The sequence below is a fragment of the Streptomyces sp. NBC_00289 genome (assembly GCF_041435115.1).
Classification (GTDB): Bacteria; Actinomycetota; Actinomycetes; order Streptomycetales; family Streptomycetaceae; genus Streptomyces.
This window is the reverse complement of sequence record NZ_CP108046.1, coordinates 752581-767740: the sequence shown is the minus strand read 5'-3', so window position 1 is coordinate 767740 and position 15160 is coordinate 752581. Positions and strand designations below refer to the sequence as shown.

Sequence of the window (15160 nt, the reverse complement as noted above, 5' to 3'; positions counted from 1 at the left end):
CCGCTCAGGAACCCCACATCCCATCCATCACGACACGTACCGAGGAGCACCCCCCATGACTGCCCGTTTCAAGGACAAGGTCGTCATCGTCACCGGGGCCGGATCTGGCATCGGCCGGGCCAGCGCCAGGGCCTTCGCCCGCGAGGGCGCCACCGTGGTGGCCGCCGGAGCCCGGCCGGAGTCCATCGAGGAGACCGTGCGTCTCGTCGACGAGGACGGCGGCGCAGCCAGTGCGGTCGTCGCCGACGTCACCCGGCCCGAGGACATGGAGCGCCTGGTACGCACCACGGTGGAGCGCCACGGCGGCCTGCATGTCGCCCACAACAACGCGGGCATCTTCGGCAAGCCCGCCCCGGTCGGCGACCTGGACCTGTCCGTGTGGAGGTCCGTGCTGGACGTCAACCTGAACGGTGTCCTGATCGGCATGCAGCAGGAGATCGCGCACATGCGGGCGAACGGTGGCGGCGTCATCGTCAACACCGCGTCCAACATCGGCTACCACGGGCGCCGTCCCGGCATGGCCGCCTATGCCGCGTCCAAGGCCGCGGTGAGCACCCTCACCCGGGTCGCCGCCCTGGACCACATCAAGGACAACGTGCGCATCAACGCGGTCAGCCCGGGCGCCACGGACACCGGCATGTCGTTGCGTCCCGGGGAGACCGACGCCGATCGCGCGGCTCGGCTGGCCACGACGGTTCCGATCGCCCGCGTCGCGACGACGGACGAGATCGTGGCCGCGGTGCTGTGGCTGGCGTCCGAGGAGTCGAGTTTCGTCGTCGGCCACGACCTCGTCGTCGACGGCGGCGTCACCACCTGATCCACCCCCCGCCTTATCAATGGAGTCCCGGCCGCGTGTCCACGCGGCCGGGACTCCGTGTTTTCCAGAAATTCGCCAATTCCGTCCCGCCGGAACTTGACGAAGTAATGATTCTCCCCTTCCCAGGGGTACCGTAATTCCGCAGAATCGGTGAAAGCAACTCACGAGTTCAGCCGAAGAAATCCTTCTTCATCTCCGAGAGGAACCGAGTTGGACAGCGAGCTCGCTTACATCGAATCGCTCCCCGCTCTCCAGCAGCCCGATTGGCGGGGCCGCCCCGAGACGGAGCGGGCGAGGCGAGAACTGAGCGCTCTGCCGCCGCTCGTCGAGGCCACGGACGTGACCCGGCTGCACGACCACCTCAGGACGGTCGCTGAGGGCCACGCCCAGGTCATCCAGGCCGGTGACTGTGCCGAGGACTGGGCGGAGAGCGGTCACGTGGACGTCGCCCGCAAGGCGGCGGTGCTCGACCTCCTGGCGGGGGTCATGCGCGTCGCCACGGGCCGGCCCGTGGTGCGCGTGGGCCGGCTCGCCGGCCAGTACGCCAAGCCGCGCTCCCGGCCTACCGAAACGGTCCAGGGCGTCGAACTGTCCGTCTACCGCGGGCACATGGTCAACGATCCGAACCCCGACCCGGTGCTGCGACGGCCCGACCCCCGGCGCCTGCTGACCGGTTACCGGGCCGCACGCGAGGTCATGGAGCACCTCGGCCGTTCCGGTGGCGCCCGGCGTGCGGCGCAGGCCCCCGTGTGGACCAGCCACGAGGCCCTCCTCCTCGACTACGAACTGCCCATGCTGCGCAGGGGGGAGGACGGCGGCCTGCTGCTCACCTCCACGCACTGGCCGTGGATCGGCGAGCGCACCCGGCAGGTGGACGGCGCCCACGTGGCGCTCCTGGCGGCCGTACGCAACCCGGTGGCCTGCAAGGTGGGACCGGGCATGATGCCGGACGAACTGGTGCGCCTGTGCAAGCGCCTTGACCCCGACCGGGTCCCCGGGCGGCTGACGCTCATCGCGCGGATGGGAGCCGGCACGGCACCCGGGAAGCTCGCCGCCCTGGTCGCCGCCGTACGCGGCGCCGGGCACCCGGCGATCTGGCTGTCCGACCCGATGCACGGCAACACCGAGTCCGGCCCCGACGGTCTCAAGACGCGTTTTGTGAAAACCGTCATACGCGAGGTCGAGGAATTCCAGGAATCCGTGACGGCGGCCGGTGGGATTGCTGGCGGCCTGCACCTGGAAACCACGCCTGACCAGGTCACGGAATGCGTTGCCGACCCCACGTTTTTGAATTCGGTCGGAGACAAGTACACGAGCTTCTGCGACCCGCGGCTCAATCCCCGGCAGGCCGTCGAGGTCGCCTCGGCATGGCGGCGCTGAAAATTCGCCGGAAAGGAGACTTTTTCGATATGCGAGAAAAGATCGCCCTGGTCACAGGAGCCGCCGGTGGAATCGGCGAGGCCGTCGTCCGCACCCTCGCCGAACGCGGGGCCTCGGTGGCCGCCATGGACAAGGACGCCGAGCGGCTGATCGAGGTGACCGGGAAACTGGCCGCCGCCGGACTGCGGGTACGGGCGTTCCCCGCCGACGTCACCACGAGCGCCGGCGCCGAGCGTCTGGTCGCGGACGTAGAGGACACCCTGGGACCGCTCGACCACCTGGTCAACGGGGCGGGTGTACTGCGTCTGGCGAAGGCCCGAGAGCTCACCGACGCGGACTGGGCGGCGACGTTCGCGGTCAACACCACCGGCGTGTTCTACATGTCGCGGGCGGCGGTCGGCCGCATGGTCACACGGCGCTCCGGGGCCGTCGTCACCATCGCCTCCAACGCGGCGGGAACGGCACGCGTGGACATGTCCGCGTACGCGGCGTCCAAGGCCGCGGCGACCATGTTCACCAAGTGCCTCGGCCTGGAGGTCGCCCAGTACGGCATCCGGTGCAACGTGGTCGCTCCTGGCTCCACCGAGACCCCGATGCTCACGTCCATGTGGCAGGACGACCACGGGCGTCGCGCGACCCTCGAAGGATCGCCCGACGCCTACCGGGTCGGCATACCGCTCGGCAAGCTGGCCCGCCCCTCGGACGTGGCAGAGGCGGTGGCGTTCCTCCTCTCGGACCAGGCCGCGCACATCACCTTGCACGACCTCACCGTCGACGGCGGCGCGACCCTCGGCGTCTGACGACCCAAGCGACCCAGCGATACGAGGAAGACATGCCAGGGACACCTTCTATGAATTCCGTGCCAGGGATACCCCCCATCCAGCCCTACCCGATGCCCTCGCCCGGTGACCTGCCCGCCAACACAGCGGCATGGAAGGCCGATCCGGACCGCGCGGTCCTGCTCGTCCACGACATGCAGCGGTACTTTCTTCGGCAGTTCCCCGCGGACCAGGCGCCCGGTGCCGACCTCGTGCGAAACGCGACCCGGGTCCGCGACCAGGCGGTCGCCTGTGGCCTGCCCGTCGCGTACACCGCGCAGCCGGGCGGTATGACCGACGAACAGCGCGGACTGCTCAAGGACTTCTGGGGACCGGGCATGCGCGTCGACCCCGCCGACCGGCAGGTCGTGGAACCACTCGCCCCCGGCCCGGACGACTGGCTGCTCACCAAGTGGCGCTACAGCGCGTTCTTCCGGTCCGACCTGCTGGACCGGATGCGCGCCCACGGCCGCGACCAGCTGATCCTCTGCGGGGTGTACGCGCACATCGGGGTGCTGTCCACCGCGGTGGAGGCCTTCACCAACGACATCGAGACGTTTCTGGTGGCCGACGCGGTCGCCGACTTCACCGAGGCGTACCACCGGCTGGCCCTCGACTACGCCGCCGAGCGCTGCGCCCTGGTCACCACGACGACGTCCGTGATCGAGGAGCTCGGCCGATGAACCCGGTCGACGAAGGAGGAGAACCCCGTATGGCACCCGACCTGCTCGACCGGATCCTCGGGCCGCGGCCGCCCGCCTTCGCGCTGCTGCACCGCCCCGAGGTGAGCGGCCCGGACACCCTGGAGGTCCTGACGGGTACGGCGTCGACGGTGGACGCCGTGGCCCGGATCCCACTGAGCGAGACGCCCGATCCCGACGCCGGGGCGCGCCACGAGGTCCTGGCGCTGCTTCCCTACCGCCAGGTCGCCGAGCGCGGCTACGCCTGCGCCGACGACGGCGAACCGCTGATCGCGATCACCGTGGAGGAGCAGACCTCCGTCGCGCTGGGCGACGCCCTGCGGCGGCTGCCGGGTGAGCCGGTCGTGATCTGCGGCGGAGCCTTCGACCTGGACGACGACGAGTACGCCGGCATCGTCGGCAAGGTGATCGCGGACGAGATCGGCACGGGCGAGGGAGCGAACTTCGTCATCAAGCGGTCGTTCGTCGCCGACATCACCGGCTACACGCTGCACAGTGCCCTGGCGTTCTTCCGGCGGCTGCTGGAGCGGGAGCGCGGGGCGTACTGGACGTTCGTCGTGCACACCGGCGACCGCACCTTCGTCGGCGCCTCACCCGAGCGGCATGTGAGCCTCCGGGGCGGTCGGGCCGTGATGAACCCGATCAGCGGCACCTACCGCTATCCGCCCTCGGGCCCCACCCTGGCAGGGGTGATGGACTTCCTCGCCGACCGCAAGGAGGCCGACGAGCTGTACATGGTCGTCGACGAGGAACTCAAGATGATGGCGCGGGTCTGCGACCCCGCTCCCCGGGTCGTGGGGCCGTATCTGAAGGAGATGGCGCGGCTCGCGCACACCGAGTACTTCATCGAGGGCGCGAGCGACCACGACCCCCGCACGATTCTGCGGGAGACCATGTTCGCACCGACGGTGACGGGCAGTCCGCTGGAGAGCGCCTGCCGGGTGATCAACCGCTACGAGCCCCGCGGCCGCGGCTACTACAGCGGCGTGGCCGCCCTGATCGGGCAGGACGAGCGGGGACGGCGCACGCTCGACTCCTCGATTCTCATCCGCACCGCCGACATCGACGGCGCGGGTCGGCTGAGTATCGGCGTCGGCGCCACCCTGGTGCGGCACTCCGATCCGGCCTCGGAGGTCGACGAGACTCGGGCCAAGGCGGCCGGCCTCCTCGCCGCCCTGGGCGCCGAAGGCCCCACACGCCTCGCCGAACACCCGCGCGTGCGCCGGGCCCTTGAGCGGCGCAACGACTCGATCGCCGGGTTCTGGACCGGCGAGCACGCGGGGAGCGGCACCCCGGCAGTCGAGAGGTCCTCACTGGCCGGCCGTCGGGTCCTCGTGGTGGACGCGGAGGACGCTTTCACCTCCATGATCGGCCAGCAACTGCGGACCATGGGGCTGAAGCCGACGGTTCGCCGCTACGACGAGCCGTATTCCTTCGACGACTACGAACTCGTCGTCATGGGACCGGGCCCCGGGGATCCACGCGACACCCGCCACCCCAAGATCACCCACCTGCGGTCCGCGATCCACGCGCTCCTGCACCAGCGCCGGCCCTTCGTCGCCGTATGCCTGAGCCATCAGGTACTCAGCACCCTCCTCGGCCTGGAACTGGTGCGCAGACCCGTGCCCAACCAGGGAGTCCAGCGGGAGATCGACTTGTTCGCGGCGCGGGAACGGGTCGGCTTCTACAACACGTTCGCCGCCCGCAGCGCGCACGACGAGTTCGACGTCCCCGGCGTGGGGGTCGTCGAAGCGAGCCGGGAAGGCGACACCGGAGAGGTCCACGCGCTGCGCGGGCCGGGCTTCGCCTCGATGCAGTTCCACGCCGAGTCCGTGCTCACGCAAAACGGCGTACGCATCGTTGGTGACGCGCTGGAAAGGGTGCTGCGCACATGCGTGTCGTGATCGCCTGGTGGGACCTCGACGGATCCGGGCAGACCATCGCCTCGCTCCGGGACTTCCTGCGCGACGAGGCCGTGGACCGGTTCTCCCGGGTGCCGGGGCTGCGCCTGAAGGTGTGGATCTCGGACGAGCGCACCAACCGCTGGGGCGCCGTCTTCCTGTGGGAGTCGGCCGAGGCCGCCGCCGCGCCCATTCCGGCCAGGGCCGCCGAGCTCATCGGCCGTCCGCCCACCGAGCGGCACGTCTTCGACGTCGAGGCCACCACGGAGGGCGCCTACGACACTGTCGCACTGGCCCGTCTGGGCCTCGCCTTCACCGGCTGAGCCCACGCCCTAGTGCCATATGCCTGGAGGACAGTCCATGACGGACACGACCGCGTACCCCACCGCGGCGACGGCCCGTATCCCCGGCTCCAAGAGCATCACCAACCGCGCCCTGCTGCTGGCCGCCGCCGCGACCGGCACCTCCCGGCTGTGTCGGCCCCTCGTCAGCGCCGACACCCTCGCCTTCCGTACGGCGCTGACGGACCTCGGCTTCCGGGTCGGGGCGCCGGAACACGACGAGGTCTGGGAGGTGACCGGCGTGGGGCGCGGCCCCACGGGGAGAGCCGACGTCTGGTGCGAGGACGCCGGAACCGCGGCCCGATTCCTGCCGCCCTTCGCGGCCGCCGGCCGGGGCCGGTTCGTCTTCGACGGTAGCGCTCAGCTCAGAGCCCGACCCCTGCGCCCGCTGGCCGGCGCGCTGGCCGCTCTGGGAGCCGCGGTAACGACCAGTCCGGGCGGCGGCCTACCCATGACGCTGGACACCGAGGGGCTCTACGGCGGTGCGCTCACCGTGCACTCCTCGCTGAGCAGCCAGTTCCTGTCCGGGCTGCTGATGGCGGCCCCCCTGATGCGCACACCGGTGACCTTCACGGTCGAAGGCCTGGTCAGCCGGCCGTACCTAGCCATGACCCTCGCCCTGATGCGCCGGTTCGGCGCGCGAGTCACCGAATGGCCAGGCGACGTCATCGAAGTCCGGCCCGGCGGCTACGGCGCCGTCGACCTCGCCGTCGAACCGGACGCCTCCACCGCCTCCTACGTCTTCGCGGCCGCCGCGATCACCGGCACCACCGTCACCGTGCCCGGCCTGGGCAGCGGCAGCCTCCAGGGCGACCTGCGCTTCGTCGACGTGCTGCGTCGGCTCGGGGCGCGCGTCGAGATCACGGACACGGCCACCAGCGTCACGGGCGCGGGCCGGCTGCGCGGCGGCTTCTCGGTCGACATGGGGGAGATCTCCGACACCTTCATGACGCTGGCGGCCATCGCTCCCCTCGCCGACGCGCCCGTCACCATCCGGGGCATCGCCCACGCCCGGCTCAAGGAATCGGACCGCCTGGCTGCCGTCGCGCACAACCTGCGGGCTCTCGGCGTGGACACCGACGAGAGCCACGACCGGATCACCGTCCACCCCGGCACCCCCGTCGGCGCCCGCATCGCCTGCCGCCGCGACCACCGCATCGGCATGGCCTTCTCCGTCCTCGGACTCCGCGTCCCCGGCATCACGCTCGACGACCCGGACTGCGTCGGCAAGACCTTTCCGCAGTTCCACGAGGAACTGCGACGGCTCTTTCCTCCGACCTTTCGACCAGCTTCCCCACAGCGACAAGGATCACGATGAAGGTACTCATAGCCGGGGGCGGTATCGGCGGCCTCGCGGCGGCACTGAGCATCGCGCGCCACGGCCACCGGGCCGTCGTGCTGGAACGAAGGGACACCTTCGGTGAACTGGGCGCGGGCATCCAGCTGGGCCCGAACGCCTTCCACGCGCTGGACTGCCTGGGCGTCGGCGCGGCGGTACGACAACACGCGGTGCACATCGACGAGTTGAGGTTCATGGACGGCACCACCGGACAGCGGGTCGCGAGCATGCCGCTCACCGGCGCGTACCGCGACCGCTTCGGCAATCCATACGCCGTCGTACACCGCGGCGACCTCTACCAGACGCTCCTCGACGGCTGCGTCGCGCAGCGGAACATCACCCTGCACACCAACTCCTCCGTGACCTGGTACGAACAGGACGCGGACGGCGTCACGGCGATCACCGACACCGGGCGACGCTTCACCGGCGCGGTACTCATCGGCGCCGACGGTATCCGTTCCGCTGTGCGCGGTCGGCTGGTCGGGGACGGCGTGCCGCGCGTGTCCGGCCACACGATCTACCGGTCCGTCATCCCCATGGAGCGGGTTCCGCGGGAACTGCGCTGGAACACCGTCACCTTGTGGGCCGGCCCCAAGTGGCACTTCGTCCACTACCCCATCGGCAGCGGGAAGTTCCTCAATCTGGCGGTCACCCGCGACGACGGCGCCCAGGACGTCGTGGCCGGCAGGCCCGCCGAGCGGGCGCACGTCCTGTCCGAGTTCCCCGAACTGAGCGACACCGCCCGGCAACTGCTGGAACTGGGGACCGAGTGGAAGAAATGGGTCCTGTGCGACCGCGACCCGGTCGAGCGCTGGACGGACGGCCGCGTCGCCCTCCTCGGGGATGCCGCGCACCCCATGCTCCAGTACGCAGCCCAGGGCGCCTGCATGGCTCTTGAGGACGCCGTCGTCATCGGCGAACTACTCGCGGGAGCCGCCGGAGACATCCCACAGCGCCTGGAGAAGTACAACGCCGAGCGGTACGAGCGCGCCGCGAGGGTACAGCAGGTGGCCCGCGCCATGGGCGAGCGGCTCTACCACCCGGCCGGAGACGCCGCTGCCGCCCGCAACGCGATGCTGTCCTCCTTCACGGTCGACGAACTGTACGACGAGGTCGAGTGGCTGCACGGGGCTCGCATCGGCGGGACGGGAGAGCACCGTTGAGCAGGTTGCGCTGGCTGACCGCGGGGGAGTCCCACGGTCCCGCACTCGTCGCGACGCTGGAGGGACTTCCCGCCGGCGTGCCGATCACCACGGAGATGGTGGCGGACCACCTGGCGAGGCGTCGGCTGGGCTATGGCCGCGGTGCCCGGATGAAGTTCGAGCAGGACCAGGTCGCTTTCCTCGGCGGTGTCCGGCACGGTCTGTCTCTGGGTTCCCCGGTCGCGATCATGGTGGGCAACACCGAGTGGCCGAAGTGGGACCAGGTCATGGCGGCCGATCCGGTCGACCCGGAGATCCTCGCCGGTCTGGCCCGCAATGCCCCGCTGACCCGCCCGCGCCCCGGCCACGCCGACCTGGCGGGCATGCAGAAGTACGGCTTCGACGAGGCCCGGCCGATCCTGGAGCGCGCCTCCGCCCGTGAGACGGCCGCGCGCGTAGCGCTGGGCGCCGTGGCCCGGTCGTACGTGAAGGAGACGGCCGGGATCGAGATCGTCTCGCACGTCGTCGAGCTGGCCTCCGCGAAGGCCCCGCACGGCGTGTACCCCACCCCGGCCGACGTCGAGAAGCTGGACGCGGACCCGGTGCGCTGCCTGGACGCGGACGCGTCGAAGGCGATGGTCGCGGAGATCGACCAGGCCCACAAGGACGGCGACACCCTCGGCGGCGTGGTCGAGATCCTGGCGTACGGCGTGCCGGTGGGCCTGGGCTCGCACGTGCACTGGGACCGCAAGCTGGACGCCCGGCTGGCCGGCGCCCTCATGGGCATCCAGGCGATCAAGGGTGTGGAGGTCGGCGACGGCTTCGACCTGGCGCGGGTGCCCGGCTCCAAGGCGCACGACGAGATCGTCAACACCCCCGAGGGCATCCGGCGCGTCTCCGGCCGCTCGGGCGGGACCGAGGGTGGCCTGAGCACGGGAGAGCTGCTGCGGGTGCGGGCCGCGATGAAGCCGATCGCGACCGTGCCGCGGGCCCTGCGGACCGTGGACGTGACCACCGGTGAGGCGACCGCCGCCCACCACCAGCGCTCCGACGTGTCGGCGGTTCCGGCGGCCGGCATCGTCGCGGAGGCGATGGTCGCCCTGGTCCTGGCGGACGCGGTCGCGGAGAAGTTCGGCGGCGACAGCGTGACCGAGACCCGCCGCAACGTGCGGTCCTACCTCGAGAACCTGGCCATCCGATGACCGGTCCCCAGGTGGTGCTGGTCGGTCCGATGGGCGTGGGCAAGTCCACCGTCGGGCAGCTGCTGGCCGATCGGCTCGCTGTCGGCTACCGGGACACCGACGACGACATCGTCGCCGAGCGGGGCCGCACGATCGCGGAGATCTTCGTCGACGAGGGCGAGCTGGCCTTCCGGGCGATCGAGAAGGCCGCCGTGCGGCGGGCGCTCGCCGGGCACGACGGTGTCCTCGCGCTGGGCGGTGGCGCGATCCTGGACGCGGACACGCGCGCGCTGCTCGCCGGACAGCGCGTCGTCTACCTCTCGATGGACGTCGAGGAGGCCGTCAAGCGCACCGGCCTGAACGCCGCGCGGCCGCTGCTCGCCGTCAACCCGCGCAAGCAGTGGCGGGAGCTGATGGAGGCGCGGCGGCACCTGTACGAGGGGATCGCCACGGCTGTCGTACCCACCGATGACCGTACGCCCGAAGAGGTCACCCAAGCGGCCCTGGACGCACTGGAGTTGAAGGAAGCATGAGCGAGGCAGTGACGCGGATCCAGGTCGGCGGCACGGCCGGCAGCGAGCCGTACGAGGTCCTGGTGGGACGTCAGCTCCAGGGCGAAATGCCGTGGCAGAGCCTGGTCGCCCGCCTGGTGGAGGTGGTGCTGGAGGTGAGGGCCTGGGCCGCTCGTGGGGGCGGGTTCACCAGTAAGCTCCACCTGAGCGCGGACGGTAGTTGCCGCCCGCTGTCCCTGATCGTCACTCCAGGTCAGCGGGCGGACTGCACCCAGTTCATTGCCGTGCTGGAGAAGATCCGCGTTCCGCGGATCGGCCCGGGCAGACCGCGCAGGAGTCCCGACAGCCTGGCGGCCGACAAGGCATACGGCAACGGTACCGTCCGCGAGTACCTGCGCAGCGGGGGCATCCGGCACACCATCCCGGAGAAGACCGACGGCCAGGCCGCCCGCCTGCGCAAAGGATCACGCGGCGGCCGGCCCTGCGGCTTCGACGAGAACCGCTACAAGAAACGCAACACCGTCGAACGGGCGATCAACCGCCTCAAGCAGTCCCGAGCCGTCGCCACGCGCTTCGACAAGCGCGGCTACGTCTACCTCGGCACCGCCACCGCGGCGTCCGTTGCGATCTGGCTCCGAACGTGAACTCCTACGCGACCCAGCAGTAGACGTTCCGGCCCTGGCGTCGGGCACTGCTGACGAGAGCAGCCAGATCGCTCAGGATCACTTCGGCGATCTCCGGGTCGATGACCTCGCCGTCCTCCGCCCGCTGAAAGGACCATGCGACAGCGGCATCCTTCAACTCGGACCGCTCGGCCTCGGCGAGCGCTGCGGACAGGCGAGGGGAGATCGCGAAGACGACGCACCCGTCATCGTCCTGGCCGGCGACGAGACGAGGCTCGTCAGCTTCAACGAGTTGCTCGAAGCTGACGCCGGCAAACAGGCACTCCCACTCGACCACAGCCTCTTCGGGATCAAAGTTGCCGAAGGAGAGCGACTCGAATGCGTGTCGCGGCCCGGTCTGAAGAACCACAGCCGCTGACGCGTCATCCGGAGCCGCGAAGAACTCGACGATTATGCTCACCCCGGCATCATGCCGGACCGTCCACGACCGTGATCGGCCGGACAGGTCCTAGAAGGCTCATGAAGATCTTGGGTTCTGGCCCTGCCGCGTCAGCGGCAGGGCCAGACTCGCCATGTGGCGATGGGTGAGTGGGTCGGCGAGATGGTCGGGCCGGACGTGTGGGAGACCTGCCGGGAGTTGATCCCGGCAGGGAGTGTGTTCGCGTTCCTGGCCGAGCACCGCGGCGAGCTGTTCCCGGCTGAGATGTTCGTGGACATGTACCCGTCGGCGAACGGACGGCCGAGCATGCCGCCGCAGATTCTGGCCGCCGCGATCACCTTGCAGGCCCTTAACGGGCTGTCGGACTTCGAGACGGTCCAGGAGCTGCGGTGCGACCTGCGGTGGAAGGCCGCCTGCGGGCTGGGCCTGCACGACATGGCCTTCGACCCGTCGCTGCTGGCCTACTTCCGCCGCCGGCTGGCCCGTTCCGCCCGCCCCAACCGCATCTTCGAGGCCGTGCGCGAGGTCGTGAAGGCCACCGGAGTCCTCAAGGGCAAGCACCGCCGGGCGCTGGACTCCACCGTGCTGGACGACGCGGTCGCCACCCAGGACACCGTCACCCAGCTCATCGCCGCCGTCCGCGCGGTGATCCGCGAGGTCCCCGGCGCCGACGCGGTCGTCGCTGCGCAGTGCACCGCCCACGACTACACCGACCCGGGCAAGCCCCGCATCGCCTGGAACGACGAGCAGGCCCGCGCCGAGCTGGTCGACGCGCTGGTCACCGATGCCCTGCGACTGCTGGGCCACCTGCCAGACCAGCAACTCGGCGACAAAGCCGCGAACGTGGTGGGCATCCTGGCCCTGGTCGCCGGCCAGGACGTCGAGCCCGCCGAGGACTCCGACGGCCGCGACGGACGCTGGCGCATCACCCAAGGCACCGCTCCCAGCCGGATGCTCTCCACCGTCGATCCCGAAGCCCGGCACATCCACAAGACCCGCAGCCACCAGCAGGACGGCTTCAAGGCCCACCTGGCCATCGAGCCCGAGACCGGCTTATACACCGCCGTCGCCCTGCGGCCCGGCGCCGGAGCCGAACACCACGAGGCCGCCGTCGGCCTGGACCTGCTCGCCGACGAGGACGACCCGCTGGACGTCTTCGGCGACACCGCCTACTCCGCCGCCGACGCCCGCCAGACCCTCCACGAGGCCGGCCACCGGCTGTTCCTCAAACCCGCCCCACTGCGACCCGCCATCCCCGGCGGTTTCATCCTCGACGACTTCGCCATCGACACCACAGCCGCCATCGTGACCTGCCCGGCCGGACACGCCGTGGCCCTGTCCGACCCCGGCGGGCAGCACCACCAACGCAAAGCCTCTTTCGGGGACTTATGCACCGCATGCCACCTGCGCGAGCGGTGCACCAAAGCCAAGGCCGGACGCATCCTGACCATCCGACCGCACCACGACCTCCAGACAGCCGCCCGCCACCAGGCCGCCACCGACCCTGGCTGGCAGGCCGACTACCGCCGCTGGAGACCACCGGTCGAACGCGCCGTCGCCTGGCTCGTCCACCACGGCAACCGGCGCCTGCGCTACCGCGGCACCATCAAGAACAACACCTGGCTCCACACCCGGGCCGCCGCCCTCAACCTCCGCCGACTGATCAACCTCGGACTCACCCACACCAGTGGCACCTGGCACCTCGCACCAGCCACTACATGACCGGAGGGGCTGTCCGGCCTGACGGCCGGACAGCCCCTCACCAAGATCTTCATCAGCCTTCTAGGCGAGCTCGGCGCGTTGGTCGGGGAGAAGGCGCGGCGGGTCGCGGTGGGTACCGCAGCCGAATTGTGGGTGTCGGCGTGGCGCAGCATCGAACAAGGGACGCAGGCGTGTTCGTGGATGCAGGGGGCGCTGAAGGTTCGTCCGCAGGTTCCGAGCGCAGCCGGGCACTGGCCAACTGGCGTGCAGCGGCGGCTGTTTGAGCACGTCGCGAGACAGCGGTTCGCGCCGGCGCGGGACAGCCTGGCGGGTTTCTCCGTCCCCCAAGGAGGCAGGACTGCGCCTGCAAGCCGCTGCCGGTGACGCTCCAGCAGGAGCGACAGCCTGGTCTCCCGCGGTGCGGCACAGCCACCAGGTCCGCTGGGCGGGAGAGGCCTAGACATGCGACCGGTATCGAGGCAGCGTGAAGTTCCACGTGGCGAACGTCCTCGACAAGTTGCCCGGGCAATGGTCGCCGCCGCCCGCGGCGACCGCGCCACTGTCCGGCATCTCACCGACGACCTGGTGACCTGGTCGGCGCCGAACCGCATCGCCTTCGTACTTCGACTCGCCGCGCAACCGTCGACGCTTTGGGCAACGGAGAGGTCGGGACCGCCTACCGCCACCCGGTCGAGATCTGCTCACCAGAGACGGTGCTCGCCTGCACACCCGCGGCGCTGTGGGTTCTGCTCGACCTCGTCGAGGCGGCCGCCGTCCGCGCCGGGCGGACGGCAGAAGCGACCTCCGATCGGGCAACTGACCGGTTCGCTGCGGTTGGCTGAGTGCCAAGCGACAGCTGGTGAGCTCACTGGGAGGGCATGCCTTGACTACCGTCACCAGGTAGCACCGGCAATGGACCCCACACTCGATGTCGTTGAGTGGGTCCAACTGCTCGCCATGCCCTGCTTGTCACGGCTTGCGGAAGTTCCAGGAGACGGGATCACCGGATCCGTCATGCCGACTGGGCTCCGGCTCCCGTGGGTCGATGCCCGTGGTGCGGAACCGGCTGCGGTAACTGCCCGGCGAGACTCCGAGGTTGCGGCGGAAGATCCGTCTCATCGTCTCGGGGGAACCGAAGCCGGCACGCCGTGCGACGGACTCCTGGCTTTCGTCGCCGGTCACCAGGAGAAGCTTGGCCGCCTCGAGCCGGGTCTGCTCAACGTAGCGGGCGGGCGTCATGCCCACCTCGTCGCGGAACATCCGCGCCAGGTGGCGTTCGCTCACCGCGGCGCGGGTGGCCATCGCGGCAGCCGAGTGGTCCGCGGCGGGTTCGAGGACGACTGAGTCCAGTACCTGGCGCAGGCCGCGCGTGGTGGGCGCGCCGGCCTCGGACCAGACGCTGAACTGGGCCTGCCCGCCGGGACGTTGCAGGAAGACGACCATCCACCGGGCAACCCTGCGGGCGACGTCTGTGCCGTAGTCGTTCTCGACGATGGCCAGGGCCATGTCGGTGCCCGCGCTGATTCCGGCGCCGGTGACGAAGGGGCCGTCCTGGACGAAGAGGGCGTCCGGATCCACCATGACGTGCGGGTACTCCAGGGCGAGCCGCGCGCAGTGTGCCCAGTGGGTCGTCGCTCGGCGTCCGTCCAGCATCCCGAGGGCGGCCAGCACGAAGGCGCCGGTGCAGATGGAGGCGATCCGCGACGCCCGTGGGGCCAGCTCGCGGACCGCCGCCAGCGCCTCGGGGACCGTGTCCGGGGTCTGCTCCTCCGGTATGTCGTGCGTGCCCGGGGCGAAGGTGAAGTCGGACGGTACGCCTCCGGGCACCAGGAGGGTGTCGATGGAGTCGGGGGCGTCGGCCACGGGAAGGTCCACGCTCAGCCGGGTGAAGGCGGTTGTCCCGACCGGCTGCCCCGTGGGGGAGACCAGCAGCACCCGGTAGCGGGCCCCGAAGTCGTTGGCCCGGGCGAAGATCTCCAGCGGCGCCGCCACGTCCTGCAGCGTCACCTTGTCGTACAGCACGAAGACCATCGTCCGTTCGGTGCCGGTGTCCGTAATCGCGGTGCTCCGGTTCATGGCCCGTCCTCCTCTCGGGGAGTGTGGGGCTTCCCCGCGTGTCCGTAATCGTGGCTCGTAGGTCCGTTTCAGCCCTTGGCTCCTGTCCCGCCAGGCGGGACCGTGGGAGCCAAGCAAACTCCGGGCGTCCGGGGTCTGAATTCCTTGACGGGAAGAAATATTTACCGCACCAAGACCTGATGGGTCCAG

The 15160-nt window shown here is 70.4% G+C and carries 15 protein-coding genes; 13 read left to right on the top strand and 2 right to left on the bottom strand.

The window, feature by feature from the left end:
* Nucleotides 1-55: 55 nt before the first annotated feature.
* The 11 genes from OG985_RS04160 (at nt 56) to OG985_RS04110 (ending at nt 10776) form a co-directional block, all read left to right on the top strand.
* Nucleotides 56-817, top strand: a complete 762-nt coding sequence (locus tag OG985_RS04160; protein WP_371666840.1) for an SDR family NAD(P)-dependent oxidoreductase — start codon at nt 56-58, stop codon at nt 815-817.
* Nucleotides 818-1027: 210 nt separating this feature from the next.
* Nucleotides 1028-2197: a 3-deoxy-7-phosphoheptulonate synthase gene (locus OG985_RS04155; protein ID WP_371666839.1), complete on the top strand. Its 1170-nt coding sequence runs from the start codon at nt 1028-1030 to the stop codon at nt 2195-2197.
* Nucleotides 2198-2226: 29 nt separating this feature from the next.
* Nucleotides 2227-2997, top strand: a complete 771-nt coding sequence (locus OG985_RS04150) for a 2,3-dihydro-2,3-dihydroxybenzoate dehydrogenase (protein ID WP_371666838.1) — start codon at nt 2227-2229, stop codon at nt 2995-2997.
* Nucleotides 2998-3056: 59 nt separating this feature from the next.
* A complete protein-coding gene (locus tag OG985_RS04145; protein WP_371666837.1) occupies nt 3057-3698 on the top strand; it encodes an isochorismatase family protein in 642 nt (213 codons plus the stop codon).
* Nucleotides 3699-3727: 29 nt separating this feature from the next.
* On the top strand, nt 3728-5620 hold the full coding sequence (locus tag OG985_RS04140; RefSeq protein WP_371666836.1) for an anthranilate synthase family protein: 1893 nt from the start codon (nt 3728-3730) through the stop codon (nt 5618-5620).
* The gene (locus OG985_RS04135; RefSeq protein WP_371666835.1) at nt 5608-5940 is read left to right on the top strand and encodes a hypothetical protein; all 333 of its coding nucleotides are present in this window, start codon (nt 5608-5610) and stop codon (nt 5938-5940) included. The genes OG985_RS04140 and OG985_RS04135 overlap by 13 nt, the downstream gene beginning before the upstream one ends.
* A 37-nt stretch (nt 5941-5977) precedes the next feature.
* The gene (gene aroA / locus OG985_RS04130; protein ID WP_371666834.1) at nt 5978-7276 is read left to right on the top strand and encodes a 3-phosphoshikimate 1-carboxyvinyltransferase; all 1299 of its coding nucleotides are present in this window, start codon (nt 5978-5980) and stop codon (nt 7274-7276) included.
* The gene (locus OG985_RS04125) at nt 7273-8460 is read left to right on the top strand and encodes a 3-hydroxybenzoate 6-monooxygenase (protein ID WP_371666833.1); all 1188 of its coding nucleotides are present in this window, start codon (nt 7273-7275) and stop codon (nt 8458-8460) included. Before aroA ends, OG985_RS04125 begins: the two co-directional genes overlap by 4 nt.
* The gene (gene aroC, locus OG985_RS04120) at nt 8457-9641 is read left to right on the top strand and encodes a chorismate synthase (protein WP_371666832.1); all 1185 of its coding nucleotides are present in this window, start codon (nt 8457-8459) and stop codon (nt 9639-9641) included. The genes OG985_RS04125 and aroC overlap by 4 nt, the downstream gene beginning before the upstream one ends.
* The gene (locus OG985_RS04115) at nt 9638-10153 is read left to right on the top strand and encodes a shikimate kinase (RefSeq protein ID WP_371666831.1); all 516 of its coding nucleotides are present in this window, start codon (nt 9638-9640) and stop codon (nt 10151-10153) included. Before aroC ends, OG985_RS04115 begins: the two co-directional genes overlap by 4 nt.
* 86 nt (nt 10154-10239) lie before the next feature.
* Nucleotides 10240-10776, top strand: a complete 537-nt coding sequence (locus tag OG985_RS04110) for an IS5 family transposase (RefSeq protein WP_371674255.1) — start codon at nt 10240-10242, stop codon at nt 10774-10776.
* Nucleotides 10777-10780: 4 nt separating this feature from the next.
* Here OG985_RS04110 and OG985_RS04105 read toward each other — a convergent pair whose 3' ends face one another.
* Nucleotides 10781-11215, bottom strand: coding sequence for a hypothetical protein (locus tag OG985_RS04105; RefSeq protein WP_371666830.1), 435 nt, complete (start codon nt 11213-11215; stop codon nt 10781-10783).
* 120 nt (nt 11216-11335) lie between these two features.
* Between OG985_RS04105 and OG985_RS04100 the strand changes: the two genes are divergently transcribed.
* Together OG985_RS04100 and OG985_RS04095 are read left to right on the top strand one after the other, a co-directional pair.
* Nucleotides 11336-12916 carry an IS1182 family transposase gene (locus tag OG985_RS04100; protein WP_371666829.1) on the top strand — a complete coding sequence of 527 codons (1581 nt, stop codon included), beginning with the start codon at nt 11336-11338 and terminating at the stop codon, nt 12914-12916.
* 629 nt (nt 12917-13545) lie between these two features.
* On the top strand, nt 13546-13737 hold the full coding sequence (locus OG985_RS04095) for a hypothetical protein (protein WP_371666828.1): 192 nt from the start codon (nt 13546-13548) through the stop codon (nt 13735-13737).
* Between the two features lie 127 nt (nt 13738-13864).
* Here OG985_RS04095 and OG985_RS04090 read toward each other — a convergent pair whose 3' ends face one another.
* Nucleotides 13865-14971, bottom strand: coding sequence for a GlxA family transcriptional regulator (locus OG985_RS04090; RefSeq protein WP_371666827.1), 1107 nt, complete (start codon nt 14969-14971; stop codon nt 13865-13867).
* Between the last annotated feature and the right edge of the window lie 189 nt (nt 14972-15160).

What these genes read in the sequence shown, in the direction of transcription:
- OG985_RS04090 (WP_371666827.1), bottom strand. Translation starts at nt 14,971, where the DNA reads ATGAACCGGAGCACCGCGATTACGGACACCGGCACCGAACGGACGATG.
- OG985_RS04135 (WP_371666835.1), top strand. Translation starts at nt 5,608, where the DNA reads ATGCGTGTCGTGATCGCCTGGTGGGACCTCGACGGATCCGGGCAGACC.
- OG985_RS04125 (WP_371666833.1), top strand. Translation starts at nt 7,273, where the DNA reads ATGAAGGTACTCATAGCCGGGGGCGGTATCGGCGGCCTCGCGGCGGCA.
- OG985_RS04140 (WP_371666836.1), top strand. Translation starts at nt 3,728, where the DNA reads ATGGCACCCGACCTGCTCGACCGGATCCTCGGGCCGCGGCCGCCCGCC.
- OG985_RS04110 (WP_371674255.1), top strand. Translation starts at nt 10,240, where the DNA reads ATGCCGTGGCAGAGCCTGGTCGCCCGCCTGGTGGAGGTGGTGCTGGAG.
- aroA (WP_371666834.1), top strand. Translation starts at nt 5,978, where the DNA reads ATGACGGACACGACCGCGTACCCCACCGCGGCGACGGCCCGTATCCCC.
- OG985_RS04115 (WP_371666831.1), top strand. Translation starts at nt 9,638, where the DNA reads ATGACCGGTCCCCAGGTGGTGCTGGTCGGTCCGATGGGCGTGGGCAAG.
- OG985_RS04150 (WP_371666838.1), top strand. Translation starts at nt 2,227, where the DNA reads ATGCGAGAAAAGATCGCCCTGGTCACAGGAGCCGCCGGTGGAATCGGC.
- OG985_RS04100 (WP_371666829.1), top strand. Translation starts at nt 11,336, where the DNA reads ATGGGTGAGTGGGTCGGCGAGATGGTCGGGCCGGACGTGTGGGAGACC.
- OG985_RS04160 (WP_371666840.1), top strand. Translation starts at nt 56, where the DNA reads ATGACTGCCCGTTTCAAGGACAAGGTCGTCATCGTCACCGGGGCCGGA.